The sequence below is a fragment of the uncultured Sphingomonas sp. genome (genome assembly GCF_913062585.1).
Lineage (GTDB): Bacteria > Pseudomonadota > Alphaproteobacteria > Sphingomonadales > Sphingomonadaceae > Sphingomonas.
The window spans coordinates 48,462-73,780 of sequence record NZ_CAJXWX010000009.1 but is presented as its reverse complement, the minus strand read 5'-3'; the positions used below and the strand labels follow the sequence as shown (position 1 = coordinate 73,780).

Annotated in this window: 18 protein-coding genes and 1 tRNA gene; 4 read left to right on the top strand and 15 right to left on the bottom strand. The window is 68.5% G+C overall.

The genetic code is table 11. The features are described from left to right. Position 1 precedes the first annotated feature (1 nt). A complete protein-coding gene (locus QZ546_RS08240) occupies positions 2-2,473 on the bottom strand; it encodes a PAS domain-containing protein (protein ID WP_294236111.1) in 2,472 nt (823 codons plus the stop codon). Positions 2,474-2,640: 167 nt separating this feature from the next. Between QZ546_RS08240 and QZ546_RS08235 the strand changes: the two genes are divergently transcribed. After that, the gene (locus QZ546_RS08235) at positions 2,641-3,906 is read left to right on the top strand and encodes an MFS transporter (protein WP_294236110.1); all 1,266 of its coding nucleotides are present in this window, start codon (positions 2,641-2,643) and stop codon (positions 3,904-3,906) included. Between the two features lie 257 nt (positions 3,907-4,163). Here the strand turns inward: QZ546_RS08235 and QZ546_RS08230 are convergent, their stop codons facing one another. From QZ546_RS08230 to pncB, 3 genes are all read right to left on the bottom strand, one after another. Beyond that, complete coding sequence (locus QZ546_RS08230) at positions 4,164-5,255, bottom strand: Gfo/Idh/MocA family oxidoreductase (protein WP_294236109.1); 1,092 nt, start codon at positions 5,253-5,255, stop codon at positions 4,164-4,166. Positions 5,256-5,341: 86 nt separating this feature from the next. Further along, entirely contained in the window at positions 5,342-8,749 is a 3,408-nt protein-coding gene (locus QZ546_RS08225; RefSeq protein ID WP_294236108.1) for a DUF3857 domain-containing protein, read from the bottom strand. 161 nt (positions 8,750-8,910) lie between these two features. Continuing rightward, positions 8,911-10,215, bottom strand: coding sequence for a nicotinate phosphoribosyltransferase (pncB, locus tag QZ546_RS08220; RefSeq protein WP_294236107.1), 1,305 nt, complete (start codon positions 10,213-10,215; stop codon positions 8,911-8,913). 139 nt (positions 10,216-10,354) lie between these two features. Between pncB and QZ546_RS08215 the strand changes: the two genes are divergently transcribed. Next, a complete protein-coding gene (locus QZ546_RS08215) occupies positions 10,355-12,391 on the top strand; it encodes a DUF3857 domain-containing transglutaminase family protein (protein WP_294236106.1) in 2,037 nt (678 codons plus the stop codon). A 12-nt stretch (positions 12,392-12,403) separates the two neighbouring features. Here the strand turns inward: QZ546_RS08215 and QZ546_RS08210 are convergent, their stop codons facing one another. Together QZ546_RS08210 and QZ546_RS08205 are read right to left on the bottom strand one after the other, a co-directional pair. Further along, entirely contained in the window at positions 12,404-13,384 is a 981-nt protein-coding gene (locus tag QZ546_RS08210; RefSeq protein ID WP_294236105.1) for an MBL fold metallo-hydrolase, read from the bottom strand. 144 nt (positions 13,385-13,528) lie between these two features. Beyond that, positions 13,529-13,618 (bottom strand) — tRNA-Ser (locus QZ546_RS08205). 165 nt (positions 13,619-13,783) lie between these two features. Here QZ546_RS08205 and QZ546_RS08200 point away from each other — a divergent pair. Beyond that, complete coding sequence (locus QZ546_RS08200) at positions 13,784-14,554, top strand: DUF1134 domain-containing protein (RefSeq protein WP_294236104.1); 771 nt, start codon at positions 13,784-13,786, stop codon at positions 14,552-14,554. 167 nt (positions 14,555-14,721) lie between these two features. Here the strand turns inward: QZ546_RS08200 and QZ546_RS08195 are convergent, their stop codons facing one another. After that, positions 14,722-15,123: a hypothetical protein gene (locus tag QZ546_RS08195; protein ID WP_294236103.1), complete on the bottom strand. Its 402-nt coding sequence runs from the start codon at positions 15,121-15,123 to the stop codon at positions 14,722-14,724. Continuing rightward, positions 15,120-16,439 (bottom strand): dihydroorotase, encoded by a 1,320-nt coding sequence (locus QZ546_RS08190; protein ID WP_294236102.1) that lies wholly within the window; start codon positions 16,437-16,439, stop codon positions 15,120-15,122. The genes QZ546_RS08195 and QZ546_RS08190 overlap by 4 nt, the downstream gene beginning before the upstream one ends. 47 nt (positions 16,440-16,486) lie before the next feature. Here QZ546_RS08190 and QZ546_RS08185 point away from each other — a divergent pair, with 47 nt between their 5' ends. Then, a complete protein-coding gene (locus QZ546_RS08185) occupies positions 16,487-17,254 on the top strand; it encodes a folate-binding protein (protein WP_294236101.1) in 768 nt (255 codons plus the stop codon). 57 nt (positions 17,255-17,311) lie between these two features. On the opposite strand, the gene QZ546_RS08180 is transcribed toward QZ546_RS08185, so the two are convergent. The 7 genes from QZ546_RS08180 to QZ546_RS08150 form a co-directional block, all read right to left on the bottom strand. After that, positions 17,312-17,719 (bottom strand): hypothetical protein, encoded by a 408-nt coding sequence (locus tag QZ546_RS08180; protein ID WP_294236100.1) that lies wholly within the window; start codon positions 17,717-17,719, stop codon positions 17,312-17,314. A 254-nt stretch (positions 17,720-17,973) separates the two neighbouring features. Beyond that, a complete protein-coding gene (locus tag QZ546_RS08175; RefSeq protein WP_294236099.1) occupies positions 17,974-19,047 on the bottom strand; it encodes an OmpA family protein in 1,074 nt (357 codons plus the stop codon). A 116-nt stretch (positions 19,048-19,163) separates the two neighbouring features. Beyond that, the gene (locus QZ546_RS08170; RefSeq protein ID WP_294236098.1) at positions 19,164-19,667 is read right to left on the bottom strand and encodes a DUF2793 domain-containing protein; all 504 of its coding nucleotides are present in this window, start codon (positions 19,665-19,667) and stop codon (positions 19,164-19,166) included. A 1-nt stretch (position 19,668) separates the two neighbouring features. Beyond that, positions 19,669-21,792, bottom strand: coding sequence for a phage tail protein (locus tag QZ546_RS08165; RefSeq protein WP_294236097.1), 2,124 nt, complete (start codon positions 21,790-21,792; stop codon positions 19,669-19,671). Next, positions 21,792-22,160 (bottom strand): peptidoglycan endopeptidase, encoded by a 369-nt coding sequence (locus QZ546_RS08160; RefSeq protein ID WP_294236096.1) that lies wholly within the window; start codon positions 22,158-22,160, stop codon positions 21,792-21,794. The genes QZ546_RS08165 and QZ546_RS08160 overlap by 1 nt, the downstream gene beginning before the upstream one ends. Beyond that, positions 22,157-22,963 carry a DUF2163 domain-containing protein gene (locus QZ546_RS08155; protein ID WP_294236095.1) on the bottom strand — a complete coding sequence of 269 codons (807 nt, stop codon included), beginning with the start codon at positions 22,961-22,963 and terminating at the stop codon, positions 22,157-22,159. Before QZ546_RS08155 ends, QZ546_RS08160 begins: the two co-directional genes overlap by 4 nt. Beyond that, the gene (locus QZ546_RS08150; protein WP_294236094.1) at positions 22,960-25,230 is read right to left on the bottom strand and encodes a DUF2460 domain-containing protein; all 2,271 of its coding nucleotides are present in this window, start codon (positions 25,228-25,230) and stop codon (positions 22,960-22,962) included. Before QZ546_RS08150 ends, QZ546_RS08155 begins: the two co-directional genes overlap by 4 nt. Positions 25,231-25,319 lie beyond the last annotated feature (89 nt).

Genomic DNA, 25,319 nt, shown 5'->3' with positions numbered 1-25,319 from the left:
GTCAGGCCGTCACCGCCATGTCGCCCGCGAATTGCGACAGGCTGTGCGCCAGTTCCTGCTTGCGGAACGGCTTGGCCAGCCGGGGCATGGACGGCTCGATCCCTTCCGCCTCGGCATAGCCCGATACCAGCAGAATCGAGACGCCCGGCCGCCGGGTCAGGACGGTGCGGGCCAGATCGGTGCCCGACATGCCCGGCATCAGGTGGTCGGTGACCAGCAGGTCGAACGCCGCCCCGTCGTCGATCAGCCGCATCGCCTCCTCGGCCGACCCCGCCTCGATCACCGCATAGCCCAGGTCGCCCAGCATATCGGCGGTGCTCTGCCGGACCAGATCCTCGTCATCGACCAGCAGCACGCGGCCGCTGCGCTGCCTCGGGCCGGCACAGGCCGGGCCGGGGACAGCGATCGGCGCGGGCGAGACGCCGACCGGCAGGAACAGGTCGACCCGCGTCCCCTGGCCGGGCACGCTGTCGATATGCAGCGCGCCGCCCAGCTGCGAGGCCAAGCCATGGACCATCGACAGACCCAGGCCGGTGCCCTTGCCCACGCCCTTGGTCGAGAAAAAGGGTTCGATCGCACGAGCCAGCGTCGCGGAGTCCATGCCGCTGCCCGTATCGGCGACCGACAGGCGGAGATACGCGCCCTCGCCGACCGGCAGGGCCTGCGCGGCGGTTACCCGCACCTGCGACAGCCCGATGCGCAAGGTGCCGCCGCCCGGCATCGCATCGCGCGCATTCACCGCCAGGTTGAGCAGCGCCATTTCCAGCTGGTTCGGATCGGCATCGGCGGAGGGCAGGTCGGGAGCGATATCGACCTCGACCGCGATCTGCGGCCCGGTCGTGCTGGCGATCAGGTCGCCCATGCCGCGGACCAGCTCGGCCATGTCGAGCGGGATCATCTGAAGCGGCTGACGCCGGGCGAAGGCGAGCAGCCGCTGGACCAGCGTCCGCGCCCGTTCGGCCGATTGCGCCGCGCCCGCGATCAGCCGCTGTTCGCGCGCGCCGCCCAGCCCCTTGTGCTGCAACAGGTCGAGCGTGCCGACGATCGGGGTCAGCAGGTTGTTGAAGTCGTGCGCCACGCCGCCGGTCAGCTGGCCCATCGCCTCCATCTTCTGCGCCTGGCGCAACGCCTCCTGCGCTTCGACCAACTGGGCTTCGCGGCGCAGACGATCGGTGACGTCGGTGACGAACTGATAGGCGCCGATCTGCACCCCCGCCTCGTCGAACAGCGGGCGGAAGCTGATTTCGTAATGGGGGCGATCGCGCTGCGGATCGCCGAATGGCTCGACGATCGTGACTTGCTCTCCCCGCATCCCCTGCGCCCAGCCCGCACGCACTTCCTCACGCAGGGCGGGCTGGTCGGCCAGCAGGGCCAGGATATTGTCGCCCGCGCGCGGCCGCACGCCGAACACCCGCTCGAACTCGTCGGCATTGGCGGCATTGAGCGCCAGGATGTTGAAATCCATGTCGATGGCCTTGACCATGACATCGGTATTCTCGACCAGCGTGGCCAGCATGTTGCGCTCGGCCGTGCGCTCGGCGACCCGCTGTTCCAACGTGGCGTTCAGCGCGTGCAGCCGATCCTCGGCCAGCTTGCGGTCGTGAATGTCCACCGACACGCCGAACCAGCGGACGATCTGGCCCGTCACGGGGTCGCGATAGGGATGCGCGCGGTCGAGGAACCAGCGATATTCGCCCGAGGCGGAGCGGATGCGATGTTCGCACCGATGCTCGCCGCCCGACCGGAGCGCGGCCTGGAAGGTGGCGACGACATGCGGCCCGTCCTCCGGGTGGATGAAGGCCGCCGCGATCTCGGCCGGGGCCATGGATTGGAACTGCGCGCCGGTATAGATCGAGAAATGGTGGCTGAGAAACTGCATCCGGCCATTGGCGTCGGTGATCCAGATGATCTGCGGCACGGTATCGACCATCAGCCGGAACTGCGCCTCGCTCTGGGACAGGGCGGCGTCCGCTTCCTGCCGCCGCCGCTCGACCGCGCCCGTGTCGGCGATCTCCGCCAGCACGCACAGCACGCCGCCGGGCCGGCCATCGTCGTCGATCACCGGCACATAGTCGAGGTTCACCCATAGCGGCTCGGGCGCGCCGTTGCGGTCCAGCGTCAGCGCCTGGTCGCGATAGCTGCGCGTGCCACCCGCCAGCACCGCGCGCATCGCCTGGTCGTGGAACGCGGCGATCTCACTCCCGGCTTCACGGACCAGCGATCCCAGCAGGCCGGGATGGCGCTGCCCCGCGAACACCGAATAGGCGTCGTTATAGAGCATGACGCCATCGTCGCCCCACAGGATCGCCATCGGGACGGGCGCGTGCAGCAGGATCAGCAGGGCGTTGCGCAAGGCCGCGCTCCAGCCCTCGATCGCGCCCAACGGGCTGGCCGACCAGTCGCCTTGCGCGATCAGCGTGCCGCACGCACCGCCCGCGCACAGGCGTTCGCGGAAGCTATGGGGCACTGCCATGGGCGAAAAGCATCCTCGATCCCCGCGCCGCCGATCCGGTCGCGATAGAAGCCGGTTAGAGCAATTCCCTGATCTTAGCGATGGCTTTCCGGGCCGAAGCCACCGACAAGAGCGTCACACCCCGCGCCGGGTCCTGGCAGCGGGGGTACGATAGGTCGGGAGAGTCTATGCACGCGCTGGAACAGGCGACCATCCGCCGGGTCATGTGGCGGCTGATGCCGCTGCTCGGGCTGCTCTATCTGGTCGCCTATATCGACCGGCAGAACATCTCCTATGCCAAGCTGCAGATGGTGGGTGCGCTGGGCCTCAGCGAGACGGCGTTCGGGCTGGGCGCCTCGCTGTTCTTCATCGGCTATTTCCTGTTCGAGGTGCCCAGCAACATCCTGCTCCACCGGGTCGGCGCGCATCGCTGGTTCGCGCGGATCATCGCCAGTTGGGGGTTGGTGACGGTGGCGCTGGCCTTCACCCCCAATGCGACCGTCTTCTACGTGCTGCGCTTCCTGCTGGGCGCGGCGGAGGCGGGCTTCTTTCCCGGCGTGCTCTATGTCCTGACCCTGTGGTTTCCGGTCCGCTACCGGGCCCGCGCGGTCGGGCTGTTCATGCTGGCGAGCGCGGTCGCCAATGCGCTGGGCGGCGCGGTCGGCGGGTTCCTGCTCGACCAGGACGGGACGCTGGGGCTGGCGGGGTGGCAATGGGTGTTCCTGGCGACCGGGGTGCCCGCCGTGCTGCTGGCCCCCGTCGTGCTCTTCGCCCTGCCCCGCACGCCCGCGACGGCGACCTGGCTCAGCGACGCGCAGAAGACGTGGCTGGCCGACGAACTGGCCAAGGCCGAGCCGGACGACGGCCATGACGGCATCCTGTCGGTGCTGCGCGACGGTCGCGTGCTGCTCTTGTGCCTGGTCTATATCGGCTTTCCGCTGGCGGCCTATGGCCTGAGCTATTGGCTGCCGACGATCATTCGCGGTTTCGGCGTGTCCAACACCGTCAACGGGCTGCTCGGGATCATTCCCTGGACGCTGGTCGCCTTTGCGCTCTGGGCGGTGCCGCGCCATGCCGCGCGCTATCGCAATCCGATATGGCATGCCGCAGGGCCGGCGCTGGCCGGGGCGATCCTGCTGGTGCTGAGCGTCGTGGTGACGTCGGTGCCTTTACGTTTCGCCTGTCTCAGCCTGGGGGCGGCGGCGATCTTTTCGGGCCAGCCCGCCTTCTGGACGCTGCCGCCGCGCTTCCTGTCGGGCGCCCGCGCCGCCGCCGGGTTCGCGGCGATCAACGCGGTCGGCAATCTGGGCGGCTTCGTCGCACAGGCCATCGTCCCCGCGATCCGCGACCGGACGGGCAGCGACACCGCCCCGATGCTGTTCCTGGCCGCCTGCCTGGCGGCGGCGGCGCTGGGGGTGATGCTGGTCGAACGGCGATTGCCGCGGCCGAGCTAGGACGGATCGAGATTCCGGATGGCTTATTCTTTCCTTCTCCCCTGGACAGGGGAGAGGGTTAGCGAAGCTTGCCAGCTTTGCTGGCTAGCGCAGCTTGGGTGAAGGGTCGAGCGAGCCCAATGGCTCGCGCGCGCTATGCGCGCCCACCCCTCACCCAGCTCCGACTAAGCCTTTGCTTCGCAAAGACCAAGTCTGCGCAACCCTCTCCCCTCTGCGAGGGGCGAGGGAAGAAAAACAGGCCTCCGCGCCGAAGAGGATCAGGCCAGCGTCACCCGGCGTCCTTCGCGGGCGGAGCGGTAGATCGCCTCGATCACCCGCATGTCCGCCAGCCCCTCTTCGCCCGGCACCAGCGGATCGGTGCCGTTCAGGATGCACCGGGCGAAATGGTCGAGCTGCCCGGCATGCTGGCCCTTAGCCACGGGCACCTGCCGCTCCTCGGTCCGGCCGTCGCGGCGGATCCACATTTTCTGCCCCTCATAGGCGGTCGCCGGCTCCAGTTCGATCCAGCCCTCCGTGCCCGTCACGCGGTACATATTGTGGTTGGAGCTGTAGCTCGACACGCAGGTCGCCGCGATGCCCGAGGGGAAGCGCAGCAGGAAGCTGATCCGGTCCTCGACGGTGCGGAAACGCGGATCGCTGCGATCGGTCGATTCGATCGCGCTGACCTCGACCGGTTCCTCGCCGGTCAGATAGCGGGCGGCGTTCAGGCTGTAGATGCCGATATCCATCAGCGACCCGCCGCCCGACAGCGCCCGGTCGAGCCGCCACTGGTTCGACCCCGCATTGAAACCATGGTCGGCGGTGATGATCCGGGTCGGGCCGACAAAGGCTTTGCGCGCCAGGTCGATCGCCAGCCGGTTATGGGGCTCGAACCGGGAGCGATAGCCGATCATCAGCTTGCGACCCGCCGCCCGGCACGCCGCGATCATCGTGCGACATTCCGTGACCGACACCGCCATCGGCTTTTCGCACATCACATGCTTGCCCGCCCTGGCCGCGCGCACCGTATATTCGGCGTGGAGCGCATTGGGCAGGATCACATAGACGACATCGACATCCGGATTGTCGCGGATACGATCGAAATCGGCATAGGAATAACGATGCGTGGCAGGGACGCCATATTTCTCGCCGAAGCGCGTCAGCTTCTCGGGCGTGCCGCTGACCAGAGCGACCAGGCGCGACTGGTCGCATTCGGCGAACTTGGCCATGATCAGCTCGGCATAGCGGCCCAGCCCGACGATCGCATAACCGACCTTGCGGCCGCGCGGCGCGGCACAGGCTCCGCTCGCCGCCATGGCAAGGCCCGCGCCCAGCCCCGCGATGATCGTCCGACGGTCGGCGTGGCCCATGATCCTCTCCCATGATCCGACCGGCGTAGTTCGCCAGCCGGATCAGCAGCTTATCATGACAGGCACGTCATAACCACCAGCCTGGATCAATAGGTCCACCAGCCCTGGCTCGTCCCGGCATAGTGGAGCGGCCGCGCATATTTGGCGAATTCCGCCTGGACCTCGGGCGTGGCGCGCGCCTTGGCCAGGGTCTGAAGGATCGTCTGTTCCATCGGCATCTGCGCTTCCGCCGTCTCGAAGGTCAGGAACTGGTCGAACACATCATTCCGCGCGTCTTCGTCGCGCAACCGGTCAAGCAATATGGTGGCCGTGGCCTTCACGTCGCCGCGACATGTCACTACACGCGTCACCGCGCCCCAATTATCGGCAGGCTTGGCGGTCAGCTTGGCCTCGTCCGCCTTTGCCTCGTCCAGACGTCCCATTCGGTATAGCACACACGCGCGACCGCCCCATACATAGCTGCGGCCATGCGCGTTCAACCGATCGAGATGATCGGCCGCCAACGAATTGAAGCTGTCGAGCGCCGCCTGGTCTTTCCCCATCGCGCTCAGCATATCCGCTCGGTTGATCGCGATTGGTGCCAGGTCGGGATATTGCTCGATGCCCAGCCCTATCACCAGGTCCAGCGCCGCGATCGCCTCGTCGGGCCGCCCCGCCATCTTCAGAGCGGCGGCATATTCGTTTACAAGCCGGAAGCCGTCCTGGCCGACCATCTCGATCCGGGCGCGGTCGGTAGCAAGCGGCTTGCCTACCGCGATCGCCTCGTCGAAACGACCCAGCGCGCGCAAGGTCTGCATCTGATACAATACGGTCTTGTAGCTGGTCGGCGCGGCCTTGGCGGCGGCCGCCGCCCGCCGGGCATCGGCCTGCAGCGCGCCACGGAAATGATCGGCCATCATCCGGTCCACTGCGGGCCAGAAGGATTGATAGCGGCGCTCGGCCGCCAGCGTGACCAGGGTCTTGGCCGATGGCTCATTGGCAAGCAACGCACGCGCTTCCGCCATCTGGCCGCGACGGACATGCGCCAGGATGGCGCAGCGCAAGATGGTGTCGCCGAACGCGGTTCGCGGTGTCTGTTGCCAGCCTGAGGCGGACAAGGCCAAGCAGATATCCTCGCGCGCCGCCTGTCGCTTGGCGGGCTCCAGCGCCTGCACCTGTCCTAGAGCGCCCTGAATCCAGCGTTCGTCGAGCGTGGCGACGATGCCGGGTTGCACCGCCCGGGTCCGCTGCAACGCCTTGGCCACACTGGTGCCGTCACCCAGGTCGATCTCATAACCGATCCACAGGCGGAACACCTCGGGATTGCCGTCATATTGCGCGGTCGCGGACCGGAAGGCGGTCAGCGCCGCCTGCGGCCGCCGCAGATCAGACAGCACTCCGGCCTTCAGCCCGTCCATCAACCCGGCAAAGGGCGAGGGATGCGGCACCTTGTCCGAAATGGCGGCGATCAGCGACAGCGCCTCGATCTTCGAGGCCTCGTCGGGCTTCTGCATCAGCGCCTGGACCTTTTCCAGCTCGGGGCGGATCGTCGCGGCGATCGCCGGATCGAGCCCGCCCGGCATTTCGGAGGGGCGACCCGCCTTTTCCAGATAGAATTCGATCCCCGTCTCGTCCTTCATCGTGTCGGACAAGGTATAGACCGCCTCCGCCTCGGTCGCCGGAACCTGGTCGCGCGCGCCGGTGTCGAGGTGATAGACCATGCGCAGTCCGTCGGGCAGCTTCGTGCTGGTCCGCGAGAAGGCGATCGGGCCGCCCTTGGCGTCGATATTGTCCAGCGGGTCGAGCATCCGGTCCTTGACGCGCAGCTCGATCGTCTGGTCGGTGACGATATGGTCCGGCAACGCCAGCGGATTGCGGCGCGGATTGGCCTGGCGGTCGGGCAGGACGTTCTGCAGCCCATAAGCGCGGGTAATCAGCTTGGACGACAGCTTGGCCTTGTCGAACGCCTCGCGCGACAAGCTATAGTCCTCGACCATGGTCAGGACGTTGGCGTCGCGATCGTCCTTCAGGACCAGCGGCTTGGCCTCGGCAAGGCCGGGGAAGCGCTGGCGATAGAAGTCGAGATTGCCATCGGCGATGCTGCGCACCGATCCCGCCGCCCAGCCTGCCCGCATCCCGTCCGCCCGCGCCTCGGTATAGCGCGTCTCGACATGCAGGGTCAGCGGCACGGCGCCCTTTTCGTCGACCGCGAACTGTTCGACCACGGTCATCCGCCCGGCATGGTCGCCATAGCCGTCCATCTTCTCCAGCGCCGACTGACCCGCGCGGATCGGCAGGGCATAGCCCAGGTCGGACGCGACGATCGCCGCGCCCCGCCCGCCGCGATGCGTGCCGGTCGGGTCGATCCACATCACCCGGCCATCCAGCACCGCGCGCACGATGACGTGATCGAACTGAAGCGGCGAGGGCAGCCGGTCGGGCAGGCGTTCGCCCGCCTGCGTCGACACGAGCGCCGGCGCCGCGTCGATGCCCAGCCGCCGCAGCGCGACCGCCAGCAACAGGCTCTTGTCCTTGCAGTCGCCATAGCCGCGCGCCACCACCGTCGCGGGCCGCCGGGGCACGAACGACCCCTCGCCCAGTTCCTCGCCGACATAGCGGATATTATCCTGGACCAGCCGCGACGCCTCGGTCAGCCGGTCCGCCGCCGCCGGATAGGCCTTGGCGATGGCGTCCAGCCGGGCGGCGAAATCGGCGGGCAGTGCCTCGTCGCCCTTGTACAGCCGATCGGCCCAGACGGCGACCTCGCCCCAGCTCTTCATCGTCGAGATATCGACCAGGCCCCATTGGAAGGCCCCGGCGGGCACATCGCCCTCCCCCTTGGCGGCAGGAGGATCCTGCGCCAGCCATTCCCATTCGGTGCCGCCGTCGAACGGTTTGACCTGGAACGCGACATCGCTGTTCAGCGCCTTGAACGCAGGGGTCATGCCGCTGGGCCAAATCAGCCGGATCGCGCGCATCGCCAGCGGATCGGAAAAGCGCTGCGAGAATTGGTGGAAGGACTGGCCCGCCCACAGGGTGGAATTGGTGTGGACGATCGTCGCATAGTCGATGACGTCGCCGACCCGCAGGTCGCGGACATTGGCGATCACCTTCAGGCTGCCGCTGACGATCCCGTCCTTCAGGTCGCTTTCGCGCTCGACCACGCGGAACTGGGTATCGCGCGTCAGGTCGATCGTCCTGCCGTCGCGGACGATGCGGACAAAGGCGATGCCGACGCTTTCGAACGCAGGATTATAGACGAGCGAAATCTGCCCCGCCGATTCCAGCCCGCTGCGGTCGACCACCTTGCTCGCCAGCCGGAACCAGTCGTCATGCCCGTCGGCGCGGGCGCGATATTGCTGGTCGTTGAGCAGATAGGCGGTGCCGTCCCGCGCCCCCTCGACCCGCGCCTTGGTCGCCTCCGGCACGGCATAGTCGCGGATCCAGCCGGGCACGGGCTCGACCGCGACGGTCGGTGCCGCCGCCTTGGTCTCGTTCGGCGCGGCGAACGCCATCGTGCTTCCACAGAGGGACGCCGCGGCCACCCCCGCCATCAACGCGAAACCCACCCACCGGCGTCGCGCCGTCATGCCCCTCGTCACGCTACTCTGCCTCCCCCGAGATAGGCGCCGACGCTATGGCCCGCGCCCGGTGCTGGCAAGGGGAAGAGGCGATTCTATACCGTGACCGGCTTCGCCTGGCGCCCATCCTGGCCGAAGATGCGGAGATAGCGTTCGATCTCGGCGGGGTCGCCCGTCGCCTTGGCCGGGTTGTCGGACAGTTTCACCGCCGGGCGGCCATCGGCGCTGATGACCTTGGCGACCAGCGAGATCGGCTCCAGCCCCGCCTCGCCGTCCGGGTCGCAGCCACGGAAGTCGTTTGTCAGATTGGTCCCCCAGCCGAAGCTCATCCGCACCCGGCCGTGGAAATGGCGATAGACCGCCTCGATACTGTCCACGTCCATCCCGTCGGAAAAGATCAGCAGCTTGCTCCTGGGGTCGCGGCCATGCGCCTGCCACCAGGCGATGATCTGCTCGCCACCCGGAATCGGCGGCATCGAGTCCGGGCGGAACCCCGTCCAGTCGGCCACCCAGTCGGGCGCGTCGCGCAGGAACGCCGTCGTCCCGAACGCATCGGGCAGCGCGATCAGCAGGTTGCCGTCATACAGCGCCTGCCACTCCTCCAGCACCCGGTAGGGCGCGGCGGCCACCCCCGCATCGTCGGGGGCGAGCGCGGCCATCACCATGGGCAGCTCATGTGCGTTGGTGCCGATCGCCTCCAGGTCGTTGTCCATCGCCAGCAGCACGTTGGACGAGCCGATGAAGCGGCTCCCCAGCCCCTCCTTCAACGCCTCGACGCACCAGCGCTGCCACAGGAAACCATGCCGCCGCCGCGTGCCGAAGTCGGAGAGGACCAGGTCGGGAAGCGCCCGCAACCGCTCGACCTTGTCCCACAGCTTGGCCTTGGCACGGGCATAGAGCACGTCCAGCTCGAACCGCCCCTTGCCCTTCAGCGCGGCGCGCGAACGCAGTTCGTTGACGATGGCGAGCGCGGGAATCTCCCACATGCTGGTCTGGGCCCAGGGGCCCTCGAAATGCAGCTCGAACTGGCCGTCGACGGTGCGCAGGTCATAGTCGGGCAGCTGGAACCGCGCGAGCCATTCCAGGAAGTCGGGGGTGAACATCCGCCGCTTGCCGTAGAAGCTGTTGCCCGCCAGCCAGATCAGCTCCTTCTTGGTGAAGCGTAACGACCGCGCATGGTCCAGCTGTTCGCGCAATTCGCGCTCGTCGATCACCTCGGCCAGGCGGACCGAGGTGCTGCGGTTGATGAGCGAAAAGGTCGCGTGCACATCGGGGTGAAGCTGCCGGATCATCTGCAGCATCAGCAGCTTGTAGAAATCGGTGTCGAGCAGGCTGCGCACCACCGGGTCCAGCCGCCAGCCATGATTATAGACGCGGGTGGCGATGTCGGTGACGGGCATGGACGATCCTTGGCTAGACGACACGCAGGTCGATGCACGATCGCCCCGGCGTGGACAAGCACGGGCGCGGGCCCGGCTTGAACCCGGCGGCGCTTCTGTCACTATGCCGAACCGGGGCAAAGGGACGGACTTGGGGGGAATGCAGTTGCGTGTGATGGCGATGGCGCTGGTGTCGATGCTCGCCGCCGGCACGGCGGGGGCGCAAGCGGATCAGGTGCGGCGCGGCCCCCTCCCCGCCTGGGCCACCCGGTCCGAGCCGATGACCGTGCCCGCCGATCCCAGCGGCCCGGTCTTCATCCGCCGCCAGGATGTCGAGGCGCATCTCGATGACCAGGGGCAGGCGCAATATCTGGGCTACCGCGTCAAGATCCTGCAATCCAACGCGTTGCAGATCGGCAATCTCGCACTGACCTGGGACCCGGCGGCAGGGCCGCCGATCGTGCATGGCATCACCATCATCCGCGACGGCCAAACGATCGACGTGCTGAAGGCCACATCGTTCGAGATCCTGCGGCGCGAGGACAAGCTGGAGCAGGCCAAGCTCGACGGTACGCTGACTGCCATGCTGCGCGTGCCCGACCTGCGCGTGGGCGACGAGCTGGAGGTCGAATGGACCAGCTTTTCCAAGGACCCGGTAATGGGGACCAAGGCCTCCGGCCTGCTCGTCATGGCGCAGAGCCCAGCGCCGGGCCGCTATCATCTGGGCCTGCGCTGGGCGGCGGGGCACAAGCCCCGTGTCCAGATGACCCCCGACCTGACCGCGGCGGTGAAGGCCGCCGAGAACGGCCTGGACTGGCGGTTCGACAACCCCGCGATCCTGACCCCGCCCAAGGACGCGCCGCCCCGTTATCAATGGATGCGGATCGCCGAATATAGCGACTTTGCCGACTGGACATCTGTGTCGCGCCATTTCGCGCCGCTCTATCTCAAGGCCTCGACCCTGCCCGCAACCTCGCCGCTCAAGGCCGAGGCCGTCCGGATCGCCGCCGCGCACCCCGCCCCGCTCGACCGGGCGGCGGCGGCGTTGAAGATGGTCCAGCAGGATGTCCGCTATATCTATGTCGGGCTGAACGGCGGCAACCTGACCCCGGCCACCGCCGACGAGACGTGGCAGCGCCGCTATGGCGACTGCAAGGGCAAGACTGCGCTGCTTCTCGCCCTGCTGCGCGAAATGGGCATCGAAGCGGAACCGGTGATCGTCAATTCCAGCGGCAGCGACGATGGCTTCGACCAGCGACTACCCGGACCCCAGCTGTTCGACCATGTGCTGGTCCGCGCGCAGATCGACGGACGCGCCTATTGGCTGGACGGCACCCTGCCCGCGGTGGCGACGCCCGCCGCCCGGCCCCTATTCCCCGTGCAATGGGTCCTGCCGCTGACGCCCAAGGGCAACGGGCTGGAGCAGCTGCCCTGGCGGATGGCGCAGACGCCCGATGAGATCACCCTGTTCGACCTCGACGCGCGTGCCGGCTTCGACAAGCCCGCCGGGATGACGATGACCACCATCGTGCGCGGCGTAACGGGGTTGCAGCAGCAGATGCAGTTCTCGGCCATCACCAACGGCCAGCTATTGGAAGCGCTGCGCCAAAACATGGTCGGCGACTTCTGGCAGGCGGTCGACAGCGCGACATGGCGCTACGACCAGAAGGCGCAGGCGAGCGTCCTGACCATCAAGGGCACCGGCACGATCGACTGGGAGAATGGTACCGATGGCACGAAGTCGCTGGCGCTGCCCGGCGGTGGCTTCAGCCCGCCCGAACGGCGCAGCCGGGGCGGCGACACGCGCCGGGACGTGCCCTTCTACACCAAGCCCGAATATGACTGCTATGCCACCACCCTTCGCCTGCCGGCCACGACCGAGGCGCGGCAATGGTCGACGACGCCCGGTTTCGACCAGCGGCTGTTCGGCCGTAACTATTACCGCGCCTGGGAGATGCGGGGCGGCACGATCCGCATGATCCGGGGTTCGCGCATCGAACAGACCGAAATCGACGCCGCCGCCGCAGAGCGCGACAATGCGCGTATTCCGGCCTTCGACAACAGCAAGGCCTATGTGACCTATAGCCCCAAGGGGAAAAAGGCGGACATCGGCAAGGGCGGCAATGTTCCCGCGCCCGACGAGATCGACTGGACCGCCGACAACGTCCCCTGCACGGCGCTGCCCAAAGGCGTTTGAGGCCAGCGTCGGTCAGGCGAACGAATAGGCGCATCCCGGCTCGGCCGCGACGAAGCGGTCGGCCGCAACTCCTGCGGCGGACAGCGCCTGGGTCAGTTCCTCGACCGGCGCGTTGCGCGCCTCGTCGGTGAGCTGGAACGTACCCCAGTGAATGCCCAGGGCCTTGCCCGCCGCCACGTCCTGAAAGATCCGCACCGCCTGGACGGGATCGACATGCTGGGCGGCCATGAACCATCGCGGCGCATAGGCCCCGATCGGGATCAGCGCGACATCCGGCGAGCCCAGCCGCGCGCGTATCTCCCCGAAGATTCGCCCGTCGCCATAGCCAGTGTCGCCGACGAACCATAGCGACCCGGCCGGCGTGTCGAGATAATGGCCGCCCCATAGCATCATCCGCGCATCGCTCGGCCAACGGTTCGACCAGTGATAGGCGGGCGTCAGCGTCGTCGCGATCCCCTGCCCCAAATCCAGGCGATCCCACCAGTCCGCCGTCACGCAGCGCGCCTCTGGTATCGCCCGCCGCACGATCGCGTCATTGCCCAGCGGCATCGCCATCACCGGATCATGCGCCGCCTGCAACCGCCGGAGCGTCTCGATATCCAGATGATCGTAATGGCCATGGCTGAGCAGGACGATATCGATCGGCGGCAGGTCCGCGAACGCGATGCCTGGCGCGGTCACACGCTTCGGGCCGACATGGCGAAAGGGGCTCGCCCGCGCTGACCAGACGGGATCGGTCAGGATATTGACGCCTGCGACCTGGATCAGCAGCGAGGCGTGACCGACCATCGTCACGCACAGGCCTTCGACCCGCACCTCCGGCCTGGCAGGCGTCACCGGAACGGATACCGGCCATTTCGCCGGCCGTCCGCCCAGCTTCCAGCGCAAGATCGCTCGCAACCCGCGATCGGTGCTCTCCTGCCCCGGATTGAAAAAGCGTGTGCCGTCGAAATGGTCGCTCGGCGCACCCTGATAATAGCGATTGCCGCCCATGGTCAGGCGCGACGTGTTTCTGGGAAAGGACGGACGGTCATAGCCAAAGGCCTAGCGCGGGCCAATCACCAACGCCACAGGAGGGGGCAGGGATATTGCGCGCGCGGTCCCGAATTTCGATCCGTTCGTGCGATCGACGGGCAATGGCGGAGACGGAGGGATTCGAACCCTCGGTACGGTTTCCCGTACGACGCTTTAGCAAAGCGTTGGTTTCAGCCACTCACCCACGTCTCCGGCTGCGGCGAGGTGCGGCTATAGCGGGGCCGGTGGAGGCAATCAACCGGGTCTGAGCGGGATTTTATGCGGAAAATCGACTAGGCCCCGTCCCGTCATTCATTGCACTGCAAGGCGGGGGCTGGTTAACGTGGCCCATCGGTCCGCCGGGGGAGTTGAAAAGTCATGCGTATCGTCCGTCCTACCCTGTCGCTGCTGGGTGGCCTTGCGCTGATCGCCGCGGCCCCCGTGGCGGCGCAGGTGCGCACGATCGACCCCAATCAGGGCATCGACAGCGACCTGGGCACGCAAGCCTCGCGCCCGCCGTCGCAGCAGGTGCCGCGCGACCAGCGCAGCACGCCGCCCCAGGACGATACGACCATGCCGTCCCTCCCGCCCGCGCAGTCGACGCCGGTGACGCCGCCGCCCGCCACCTCGCCGGACACGCGCGCGACCCAGACGACGCAGGCCGCCGACACGTTCGAGCGCGACGACCTGCTCGCGGCGGGCGAAGGTGTGTTCGGCAAGGGCGCCGAGGGCCTGGCGGGCATCATCGAGCGCATCCTGAAGGAACAGGGGCGCCCCAATGCCTATATCGCGGGCCGCGAGGCGTCGGGCGCGTTCGTCGTCGGGCTACGCTATGGCTCGGGCATCATGACCCATAAGGTCGAGGGGCAGATGCCGGTCTATTGGACCGGTCCGTCGCTGGGCTTCGATATCGGCGGCGACGCGAACAAGGTCTTCGTGCTGGTCTACAACCTCTACGACACCGAGGAGCTGTTCCACCGCTTCCCGGCGGCCGAGGGGCGGCTCTATTTCGTCGGCGGGTTCGCCGCGACCTATTTGCGGCGCGGCAATGTGGTGCTGATCCCGGTGCGGCTGGGCGTCGGTTGGCGCGCGGGCGTGAATGTGGGGTATATGAACTTCACGCATAAGGCGCGGTGGTTGCCGTTCTGATGCGGGGCTGGGGGCGCGAGGGATTCCCTTGGGCTTCGACTTCGGCGCTCCGCGCCGAAGTTTATCCTGAGCGGCTGGCTTGCCAGCCAGCCGAAGGGCTCAGCCTGAACGGGGTTTGAGGATAGACAGCCGTTCAGGCTGAGCGAAGTCGAAGCCCGCGCCCTGCCCTACCCCCGTACCAGCAACCGATAGGGCTCGCTCACCACGATAACCGGCACGTCCCAGGGATGCATGGCTAGCAGCTGCTCGGTAAGCGCATCCACATTTGCGCCGGCATCGTACATCGCGGTCAGGATGACGGTGGGCGACCAGCTCGCCTCGCCCACCGCACCCAGCGTCGGCACCGCGCCCTCGCCAGGCCGGAAGCCTTCATAACCGATCGCCAGTTCCACCACCTCGCGATACCGCCCGAAATCGCCGAGCGGCGGGATGCGCAGGATCGCCAGCAGCGCGGCGGCGGTATCGTCCCGCTCCACCGCGCCGGGATCCCCGGCGATCATCGCCGCCAGGGTCGGGGGTGCGACCGGGCAATAGACCCGGATGTCGCGCACCCACCGCCTCTCGCTCATCCGAAGTCGACCGCCTCGAAGCGCAGCGGCTGACCGGTCGGCGCGGCGGCGAGCTGATCCTCCCACATCGCGACCTCGCCGCGAATGATCGTGCCGATCGGCTTGCCGGTCAGTTCCATGCCGGTGAAGGGCGACCAGCCGCACTTGGACTGGAGCCACTGATCCTCGATCGTCCAGCGCTTCTTGAGGTCGACGATGGTGAAGTCGGCATCATACCCGGCCGCGATCCGCCCCTTGCCGACGATGCCGAAGATGCGCTGCGCACCGGCGCTGGTCAGCTCGATCACGCGCTGGAGCGACAAACGGCCATTGGCGGCATGGTCGAGCAGCAACGGCAGCAGCGTCTGCACGCCCGGCATCCCGCTGGGGCTGCCGGGATAGGGCTTGGCCTTTTCCTCCAGCGTATGCGGCGCATGATCGGAACCGATGACGTCGGGCACGCCCTGGTTCAACCAGTACCACAGACCCTCGCGGTGCGCGCCCGAGCGGATCGGCGGGTTCATCTGCGCCAGCGTGCCGAGACGCGGATAGGCCTCCTCGCCCGCCAGCGTCAGATGCTGCGGCGTCACCTCGCAGGTCGCAATATCCTTGTTCTGGCCGATATATTCCAGCTCGGCCGGGGTGGTGACGTGCAGGATGTGGATACGGCGATTGGCTTCGCGGGCCAGGCGCAGGATGCGGCGGGTGGCGAGCATCGCGCTCTCATCGTCGCGCCAGACAGGATGCGAGGACGGATCGCCCTCGATCCGCTCGTCGACGCGCGCGTTCATCCGGTCCTCGTCCTCGGCATGGATGGCGACGCGGCGATGGCCCGAGGCGAGCACCTCGGCCAGCCGCGCATCTTCCGACACCAGCAGGTCGCCGGTCGAGGCGCCCATGAAGATCTTCACACCCGCCGTACCGGGCATCCGCTCCAGCTCGGCCAGGTCGCGGGCATTGTGGTTGGTCGCGCCGACGTAAAAGGCGTGGTCGCAGAACATGGTCTTCGCGCGGGTCAGCTTGTCGGTGATCGCGTCGGCCGAATCGGTGTTCGGCTTGGTGTTCGGCATCTCGAACACGGCGGTCACGCCGCCCATCACCGCCGCGCGGCTGCCGCTCGCCAGGTCTTCCTTGTGCATCAGCCCGGGCTCGCGAAAATGCACCTGGGTGTCGATGACGCCGGGCAGGATGTCGAGGCCGGTACAGTCGATCACGCGGCCCGCATCGCCTGTCGCCCCGATCTCCACGATTCGGCCGCCGCGCACACCGACATCGGCGCGGACGGGGCCGCCGGGGGTATGAACGGTGCCACCGGAGAGAAGCAGGTCGAAGGTCATGACGAACGGGCCTTTCGCATAGGGTTGCGCCCTCCTACCTTGCTCGCATGAGCGATACCACCCCGACGACCGCCCCCGCGACACACCCCGGCACCCCATCCGGCACGACCCTGACCGACCGCCGGCTGATCCGGATCGCGGGCGAGGATGTCCGGGGTTTCCTGCAGGGTCTGGTGACGCAGGATGTCGTCGGGCTGACCCCGGAGGCGCCGCGCTGGGCGGGCCTGCTGACGCCGCAAGGCAAGGCGCTGTTCGACTTCATCCTGTGGGCGGAGGGCGAGGCGGTGCTGATCGACGCGGAAGCCGCGCAGGCGGAAGGGCTGGCCCGGCGACTGGCCATGTACCGGTTGCGGCGCGCGATCACGATCGCGCCGGTCGAGGGGATGGCGGTGCATTGGAGCCTGGATGCCTCCGACCATCCGATGGACCCGCGCCTGCCCGTGCTCGGCCATCGCTGGCTGGCCCCGGCGGGTGAAGCGGCGAGTGGATGGACCGCACACCGGCTGGGCCTGGGCGTGACCGAGGGCGTCGGCGAGCTGGGATCGGGCGAGACGCTATGGCTGGAGTGCAACGCCCGCGAGTTGAACGGGGTCAGCTTCACCAAGGGCTGTTATGTCGGGCAGGAAAATACGGCGCGCATGCATCACCGGTCCAAGGTCAACCGGCGACTGGTCGTCGCACCGCTGGGCGAGGTCGGCGACCGGACGCGGGCGGCCTATCCCGAGCTGGGGCTGATGGTCGAGCATCGTCGCGTCGAATCGCTGGGCGACGCGCTGCGGCCCGAATGGCTGGTCGCGGCGATCGCGGCGGACTAGGAATAGCGGTCGTCCCATTGCCCTGTCCCGGCTGGCGGTCGTCGGAGAGGGTGAGGCCTATTTCGCCTGCGTCGCCAGCGCCTGGGTGATCTGCTGAGCCGGTGCGGCAAGCACATGGCCGACCTGCAGCGCGATCGTCACGGCGGCGACCAGACCGAACAGGCCGAGCGCGCCGAACTGCATCGCACTGGAAATGGCGCGGCTGCGTTCCATGCGCCGGGCGGCTTCGATCTCGCTATTCATGCGCTGGCGCGGATCGCGGCGGTCCTCGTCCCCCGCCTGTTGGACGGGGCGTCCCTCCAGCCTGGGCTCGTTGACCAGGACGTCGGCGCTGATCAGGTCCTGGGTACGGATGCCGGAAAACCGGTCGCGCCGCCATATCACCCGGCCGATCACCACCTGCCGCCCCCGCCGGAGGTCGACATATTCGCCGGGTACCAGCGCGTCGTCGCAGGCGATCATCATGCCCCGCGACGAGATATTATGGATGCACGCATCCCCCCAGCCGCGCTGGGACTTTACACGGCAGGGAATCAGGACCTGCCGACGCGCCTCGCGGCATTTATGATGTGCGTTCGTCCGCGGCACCGTCCCTCCCTTCCCGCTCGAAGAATCTGTCCATATTGGACAGTCGCCAAGAAAGTATGAACCGGCACAAAAAAGGGAGGCCGGCTTTCGCCGACCTCCCTCTTTGACAATCAGCCTTGGCTGAGCGTGGCTTACTGGCCAGCGCCGGGACCGTAGGTGATTTCCACGCGACGGTTCTGGACCTCGCGGACGCCGTCCGCGGTCTGAACGCGCAGGTGGTCGCGATCTTCGCCGAACGCTTCGGTCGTGATCGAGCCATCCGGGATCGAACGCGACGTCATGTACGCCTTCACCGCGTCGGCACGACGCTGCGACAGACCCATGTTGTACTTCGGCGTACCAGACGTGTCGGTGAAGCCGGCAACCATCACGCGGGCATTGCCGCAGCTCTGGTACTGGGTGATCGCGTTGTCGAGGATCGACGCTGCTTCCGGGGTGACGTCCGACTTGTTCCACTCGAAGAACACGATGAACGGACCCGGCGAGCACGGCACGGCCTCGGGCTGAGGCGGCGGAGCAGCCGGCTCACCGAAGTTGTACGCCACGCCACCCAGGATCGAGTGCGAACGGAAACGGCCGTCGAAGGTGTTGTTCGCGACGTCGACCAGCTTGACGTTCTCGGCGTTGAAGAAGCGATACTTCAGCGTCGCGTCGATGTGGTCGGTCAGCGGCGCACGGATGCCCGCCAGAGCCTGCCACGCGAACACGGTGTCCGAGTCGTTCAGGAAGTCGGCACGACGGTTCAGGGCGTAGTTCGCCTTGACGCGCGCCACGCCGACGCCGCCGCCGACGAAGCCCTGGATGCCGTCGTCGGCACCGAAGTCCAGCAAGCCGTTCAGCATGAAGCTGAGCGCCGAGGTGGAACCGCCGGCATAGCTATAGCTGCCAGCCGGAACCGTGCCGGTGCCGATGCCGGTGTTGGTGATCGCGGTCGAGGCGTAGCTGTCGACCGTCGCGCGGCGATAGCCGACTTCGGTTTCCAGACGGAAACCACCGAAGTCGTAACCCATCACGCCGTCAACGTCGTAACCATAATCGTGGTTGACGGTGCCGGTGCCGGTGCGCGTGCCGGTGATATCATAGTTGATATCTTCGACGATCATGCCGCCGCCTTCGATGCCGACGTACCACGACTTGTCGCGGGCGAGGGCAGGCGAAGCCAGAGCGGTGGAGGCGAGTGCCAGAACAATGGCAAGCTTCCGCATCATAGTCCCCTTTCTTGGTTGTCACTACGGACAGCGCAAACCCACTATCGGAGCGTTGGTTTCCACGCAAGCGAACAAAAGCCCCCGACTGTGGCATTAAGATCACAGAAATTTGGTCAGCCCGTCGCGATCAAACCATGGCCACGCAACGCGGCCAGCACCGCTTCCAGGACCAAACGTGCTTCCATATCAACGACTTGACCACCGCTTGCTTCGGCAATGGGCGATCGTTGCGACCCAATAACTTTTTTTCCGTCGAGGATCAGTTCGCGCCCGCTGACCCGTCCGCTATGCCAGCCATTTCCGTCCCATTGCGCCGCACACTGATCGGTCCGACTCCAGACCGCAAGCCCGGCCCGGGGAACCAGGAATCGCCACCCGCCCGCGGTCCATCCCGCCAGCGCCTGGGCCCTGCCCGACCAGGCGCCCGTCGGTTGCGGGCCGACGATCCAGGCCTGTCCCGGCTGGGGTGCGCCCGGCGGCGTGTCGAGTCCGACCGACTCGACGCAGGGCTGAACCACCAGATCGAGCAGGCCGAGCGCTTCATTGTGCGCGATCTCCTTTTGCGCCTGCCCCGCCGCCAGCAGCGGCAGCGTCCAGCGCGGCGTTTCGTCGGTCATCTCATCCCTCCCCCACGATCCCGACCAGCGGCGACGAAGCGCCCCAGGTCCCCAATTGCCATATCGCCACCGGCACGCCGTCCTCGGCTGCCCCGGTCCAGCCGGGCGTATCGACCTCTTCCACCTGGTCGCCGATCGCGATGCGATAACGCTCCCGCTCCTCCGCCAGCGGTACGTCGACCCGGTCGAGCCAGCGCCAACCCATCCGGCTGCGCCGGGTCCAGCCGATGGTGACGCGGCCATCCGCACCGCGACGGCATCGCCAGCCGATGGGCGCGGGTGGCAGGATCGAGCGGCCTGTCACCTCGGCCACGGCCTGGACGCCGTCCGGGCCATCCCCCACACCATGCGCCAGAACGCGCACCCGCCCGCCCAGCATCGTCACCGGCACGTCGATCGTCCGCACCGTGGCGGAATCGAGGCGGACGAAGGACGCCCCCGGTGCCGCTGTCCCGATCATCGCCTCGGTACCGCGCAGCCCGCGCCGCAGTTCGGTCAGCCGCCAGCGCCCCTGTCCCAGGGGTGCGGCGCGGGCGAACTGGATCAGCTCGCCACCGATCCAGGCCAGGTTCGCGCCCGCCTCGATCGCGGCGGCATCGGCATCGGCCAGATCCTCGGCCACCTGCACCTCGATCGCGCCGCGCCGGTCGATCAACCGACCGTCACCACCCGGCATCACCGCCGTCACCACCCCGATCACCCCGGGCAGCGCCGTGGGGCCGAGCGGCATCCAGCTCGCCCCGTCGTCCAGGCTGCAGGACAGGCTTGCCTGTCGCCAGCCGGGGCCGCCCGCCGCCACGACCGTCAGGCGCGGCATCGTCAACAGCTCGTCGGTGAGCGGCGGCATCTCGAAGGCGATCAGCCGGGTCTGACCGATCGGCTGGTCCGGCGCGGGTGCGATGCGGCCCGGCGAGGCGGGCTGGACCGGTGCATCCTGCGCCAGCGGGACGCAGGTCAAGCGCACCGCCATCGCCTCCCACGCCGCCTCGACCACGCGCCAGCGCCCCGCCTCGCCCTCGATCGTCACGACCGCGCCTGGGTCGATGTCGAGCGCCTCGGGGCCGAGCGTCACCGTCCGCCGCACCCGCTCGGCCAGGCGGCGCGCCAGCCGGGTTTCGGCCAGCGTCCGCGCAGTGGTAGCGTCCAGCGCCGCCGCCAGCTCCAGCCGCTCGTCACGGATACCGCCGGGCCGACGCGCCTGCTGCGTCCCGATCTGATAATCGCGCGCAGGGTCGTAATGCGCCACGGTCACCCGGGCGGGGACCAGCACCTCGGCCGCCACGGCGCGGACACCCCGGCGGCCGGGTCCGGCGGCGCCCATCCCCTCGTCCCGGATCGACCCGACCGCCCCCGATACGGGCGCCGCCAGCCGCAGGCCGGACCCGTCCGCCACCCATTGGCCACCGCTCATATCGGCCAGCATCGCCAGCACCGCGCGCACGCTGCCGCCGCTCGCGGCGAAACCGGAGACGGTCACGCCCGCATCGCCCGCCTGGATCAGCGGCGACAGGGCCTGGGCGATCGTGCCGCACGACACCGGCGCCGCATCGGCCTCCACCTCGAAGGTCAGCTGGGGGATGCGATTGCCGAACTCGGCCAGCGCCAGCCCCTCGAACACCGCATAGGCGATCCCGCGAAAGGCGGGAGCCCGCGCCCCCTCGACCGAGGCGATCAGCGGATCGACCGGCTGGTCCTCGGTGCCGCTATGCAGGCGAAAGCCGGTCGCGACCTTGAAGTCGCCCGCACTCCCGCGCAGCAGCCGCCCATCGGCCCAGATCCGCCCCACCCGCCGGATCGCCCGCCCCGACAGCGCGACCGCGAAATTGGCCGAATAGCTATAGCTTTCGGTGGCGGGCCGTCCCTTGCCGCCACCGGTCAGCCCGCGCGCCTCGACCAGGTCGGTCGCCCAGATCACCGGCCCGGCGACGCGCATCGTGCCGAAGACGGCGGGCATCTGCGTGCCATAGGTCGATGTCTGGACCGACAGCTCGGTCAGGCGCGGCCCCTGCCGGCGGGGCGAGCCCAGCACGGCATGATCCACCCGATTGCCGATCAGCGCGCCGATCGCGCCGCCCACCGGCCCCAGCAGCGCACGTCCCACCGTGCCCAAGACCAAGGTCGCCATTACCCCTCCCCCTTCCAATATCCCAGCACGGGCCAGGGCGGCGCACCCGGTCGCCAGGCCACCCGGCGCAGCCCCGCATCGGCATGGACGATCCCGTCGCTCACCCGGATCGCCAGATGCAGCTGCCCCGGCCCGGCCCGCAGCAGCATCACCGCGCCAGGCGCGTCCCCGCCGCGCGGGAAGGCCGCGTCGAGCAGCGCCGCTACCCGGCCTTCATCGCCGCGCCGCCAGCCATAGCCGGTCGGCGCGGCCTGCCCCGTCGCCGCCGCGACCAGCCCGACACAGTCCAGCCCATGGTCCGCATCGCGGCCATGCAGCCGGAACCGCACGCCGATCAGCGCGCGCGCCACCGCCTCGACCCCGCTCATGCGCCGGGATAACGGGTGAGCAGGTCGATGCCGGGCAGGAACGGCTCGCCCCGGAAATTCGCGACATTGGCGAAGCGCGACAGGCAGGTCTCCAGCCTTTTGTCGCACCCCTCGACCAGTTCGATCAGCGGCGTGCCTTCGACCGCGAAGGCGGGCGCAGCGGACAGCCATAGCCGGTTCCCCTCCGACCACGCGATCGCCGACTCCAGCCCGGCATTGGCGCCGCCGAACCAGATCAGCCGCCCCTGGCCATAGGCATTGGCGACCGGCTCTGCGCGGTCGAGCGTCAGCACGCCCTGGCCGTCCCATGTATCGACCCGCGCGAACCGCCGCCGCCCCGCCATCGCGACGCGGCATCGTCGGTCGCCCAGCGCGGCGCGACAATCGGGCGAGGTTTCCTCCGCCACCGGCCGGTCGAGCAGCGCGCCGACCCCGCGCAACTCGGCGGTGAAGCCCCCCTCGCCCAGTTGCACCGTGCCGATCTCGCCCTGACCCAGGGCCACGGGGGCTGCCTCCCCGGTCCAGTCGACCGCGATCGCCGCGACGCTTGCCCCGTCCCAGCGGCCTGCCAGCAGGTCCCGCTCGCCGATCGCCTCGCTGGTCAGCGCGCCCGAGGCGTCCATGAGATCGGGGTCCAGCCCATCGCCGCGCAGGATCGCACTCGGCGTCAGGCCGGGCGCGGCACGGTAGCGCAGGCCGTCGATCCACAGGTCATGGTCATGCCCCGTCAGCCCGATCGTCGCCCCGTCGCGCCGCGCGATCCGCCAGCACAACACCCATGTCGTCAGCGTATCGGCGCTCATGCCTCGCGCACCTCGACCAGCGGCACCGAGGGGGCCGCGCCCGCCTGGAACCCGGCCAGCGTCGCGCTCAGCCGGTCCTCGGCGAAGCGGACGGGCACGTCGAAGGTGAAGCTGGCGGTGATCGCAGCGCCTGGGGCGGGAGCGGTGTCGAACACCAGCCAGCCGCCCGGCTCGAGCGCAAAGCCGGTGACGCCGACGCCCGCCACCTTCACCGACACGCTGCCCGCCACGGGGCGGGTGATGCGGCGAAGCTGGTCGTCATAATGGCGGACCAGCGCGAAGCGGCGCGTCGTGCCGTCGCCCGTTCCGACCACCTGATCGACGCCGACACTGTCGAACGGATCGCGCAGGCGAAATCCGCGCGCCGGGCCCATCCGCGCGCGGAAAAAGGCGAGCAGCGCGGCGATATCCTCCGCCGAGCGGATGCCGGGGCCGACATCATAGGTCGTCCGCGCCTCGGCCCAGGCGGCATTGCGCGCCTCTCGCCCACCCGCGCTGGTCAGGATCGCGGTCGAGAAACCGGGCGTCACCTCCGCCTCGCGCCCCAGCGCCAGGGGGAACAGCACGTCGTCGAAAGCCTGCATATCACCCTCCCCTTCCCAACAGACGAAACCGTCGCGCATCACCTGCGGCATCGCCCACAGGTACGTCGCGGCCACGCCCCGCTCGCGCGCCGTTTGTGCGGCATCGGCGATCCAGCCCCACCCCGCACGCTGGTCGGCGCGCAGCACGAAGCCCGACAGATAATGCTGCCGCCCCGGCGGATAGCCGAGCCGCGCCTCGGCCAGCGCGACGCCCTTGCGGGTCGCGGCGGTGTCGCCCGCCGTCACCCAGTCGTAATCCTCCAGTTGCAGCACATCGAAGGCCGGGCTCGCCCAACCGACCGGCATGTTGGCGCGCTTCGCCTCGGGCGACAGGGGATCGAGTACGGTCGGCAGATAGGTGAGCAGGTGGGTGACGCAGCCCGGTGCCGCCGCCTTCGCCGCCGCGCAAAGCGCTGCCGTCGATGCCGCCAGGCACGCCCCCGCCCGGTCAAGCGTGTCGTGCTCCGCCTGGCTCTTTGCTCCCGCCATGCTCGCCATCGGCACCGGCGCGAAGGCCGCCACCGCCGCCGCATCGTAAAGGCATGGCGCGCCGTCCGAGGGGCGTACCCACCACCAGGGCTCGCCAACCTGGAATTGCGGGGTGAGCCCGGCGGTCTGGCCGATCGCCAGAAACGCCTGCGTGACGATCTGGAGATAGGCCATCGCACCCGAATGCGCCGGGCTGAGCAGCGTCGAGGGCGGTTCCCAGCCGGTCAGCGCGGGCGCGCCATCGGCCGCGCGCTGCTTCCAGTCGCCCCAGCAATGCGCATCGAACAGCTCATAGGACAGCGACCAGATCAGGCCGTAGCCCAGCGCCTTGGCCTCGCTCGCGAACCCGCGATGCCAGGCGGCACTCGCCACGTTCAGCGCACCGCCGGCCAGGCTGGCGTAGAGCCCCTCGCCACTGCGTTCGAGCCGGAAATAATGGCTCATCCCGACATAATGGACGATGCTCCCCCGATAGCCGAGGTGCAGCATGTTGCGCAGCAGACGCTGCGGCGTCAGGTGATAACTGTCGTCATAACCGCTCGCGATCCCGAAGCCATGCTCGGGCAGCACCGCCGCGCCGATCCCGATCACCGACCCCGGCCCCGTGCAGGCCATGTCGGTCAATTCAACCCACCCCTCCTGCGGCTGGGCTAGGAACGCAGCACCTGCATCGTAACCGGGGGCGACCAGCGAGACGAACATGCGGTCGATATCGCCCGCCCAGACCGGATCGCGATCCTCGGGGAATTTGAACCCGCCCGCCAGATCGGCGAAGTCGAGGACGATCTCGGCATCCTCGGGCGTGCCGGTCGCATAATTCCACAGCCGGACATACCAAGCGCGAGCCTTGCCGCTCTCGTCCCGTCCTTCGATCGTCAGCGTCGGCCCGTGCGGCGCATCCAGCGGCTTGATCCCGCCGGAGCGCCAGCGGAACCGCAACCGGCAGTCGCGATAGTCGCGCACCGTGTCGTAGCGCAGCAGCGGATGGTCGTGCCGATCGGCCGACTCCCAGATCAGCCCCGCCAGATCGTCGGTGTGATAGAAGACCGCATCGACCCGCAAGGCATCCGGCGCGGTCGCCACCACCGCCGCCATCATCGGGCGCGGGAAATCGACCGTCCAGTAGCGCGGGTCGAAGCGTGACAGCGTATCGCTCCGCTGGTCGCGGCGCTCGCCGTGCAGGCACCATTGCATGTTCGTCTCCCGAATGTCCGGTGGGGCAATGCCCCTCCACCACCGGGCTGACGCCCGGCGGTCCCCCTCCCCAAGCAGAGCTTTGGGAG

Excerpts from the sequence above, each read along its gene's own strand:
- QZ546_RS08240 (WP_294236111.1), bottom strand. The coding sequence starts at position 2,473 with ATGGCAGTGCCCCATAGCTTCCGCGAACGCCTGTGCGCGGGCGGTGCG.
- QZ546_RS08235 (WP_294236110.1), top strand. The coding sequence starts at position 2,641 with ATGCACGCGCTGGAACAGGCGACCATCCGCCGGGTCATGTGGCGGCTG.
- QZ546_RS08230 (WP_294236109.1), bottom strand. The coding sequence starts at position 5,255 with ATGGGCCACGCCGACCGTCGGACGATCATCGCGGGGCTGGGCGCGGGC.
- QZ546_RS08225 (WP_294236108.1), bottom strand. The coding sequence starts at position 8,749 with ATGGCGTTCGCCGCGCCGAACGAGACCAAGGCGGCGGCACCGACCGTC.
- pncB (WP_294236107.1), bottom strand. The coding sequence starts at position 10,215 with ATGCCCGTCACCGACATCGCCACCCGCGTCTATAATCATGGCTGGCGG.
- QZ546_RS08215 (WP_294236106.1), top strand. The coding sequence starts at position 10,355 with ATGCAGTTGCGTGTGATGGCGATGGCGCTGGTGTCGATGCTCGCCGCC.
- QZ546_RS08210 (WP_294236105.1), bottom strand. The coding sequence starts at position 13,384 with ATGGGCGGCAATCGCTATTATCAGGGTGCGCCGAGCGACCATTTCGAC.
- QZ546_RS08200 (WP_294236104.1), top strand. The coding sequence starts at position 13,784 with ATGCGTATCGTCCGTCCTACCCTGTCGCTGCTGGGTGGCCTTGCGCTG.
- QZ546_RS08195 (WP_294236103.1), bottom strand. The coding sequence starts at position 15,123 with ATGAGCGAGAGGCGGTGGGTGCGCGACATCCGGGTCTATTGCCCGGTC.
- QZ546_RS08190 (WP_294236102.1), bottom strand. The coding sequence starts at position 16,439 with ATGACCTTCGACCTGCTTCTCTCCGGTGGCACCGTTCATACCCCCGGC.
- QZ546_RS08185 (WP_294236101.1), top strand. The coding sequence starts at position 16,487 with ATGAGCGATACCACCCCGACGACCGCCCCCGCGACACACCCCGGCACC.
- QZ546_RS08180 (WP_294236100.1), bottom strand. The coding sequence starts at position 17,719 with ATGATGATCGCCTGCGACGACGCGCTGGTACCCGGCGAATATGTCGAC.
- QZ546_RS08175 (WP_294236099.1), bottom strand. The coding sequence starts at position 19,047 with ATGCGGAAGCTTGCCATTGTTCTGGCACTCGCCTCCACCGCTCTGGCT.
- QZ546_RS08170 (WP_294236098.1), bottom strand. The coding sequence starts at position 19,667 with ATGACCGACGAAACGCCGCGCTGGACGCTGCCGCTGCTGGCGGCGGGG.
- QZ546_RS08165 (WP_294236097.1), bottom strand. The coding sequence starts at position 21,792 with ATGGCGACCTTGGTCTTGGGCACGGTGGGACGTGCGCTGCTGGGGCCG.
- QZ546_RS08160 (WP_294236096.1), bottom strand. The coding sequence starts at position 22,160 with ATGAGCGGGGTCGAGGCGGTGGCGCGCGCGCTGATCGGCGTGCGGTTC.
- QZ546_RS08155 (WP_294236095.1), bottom strand. The coding sequence starts at position 22,963 with ATGAGCGCCGATACGCTGACGACATGGGTGTTGTGCTGGCGGATCGCG.
- QZ546_RS08150 (WP_294236094.1), bottom strand. The coding sequence starts at position 25,230 with ATGCAATGGTGCCTGCACGGCGAGCGCCGCGACCAGCGGAGCGATACG.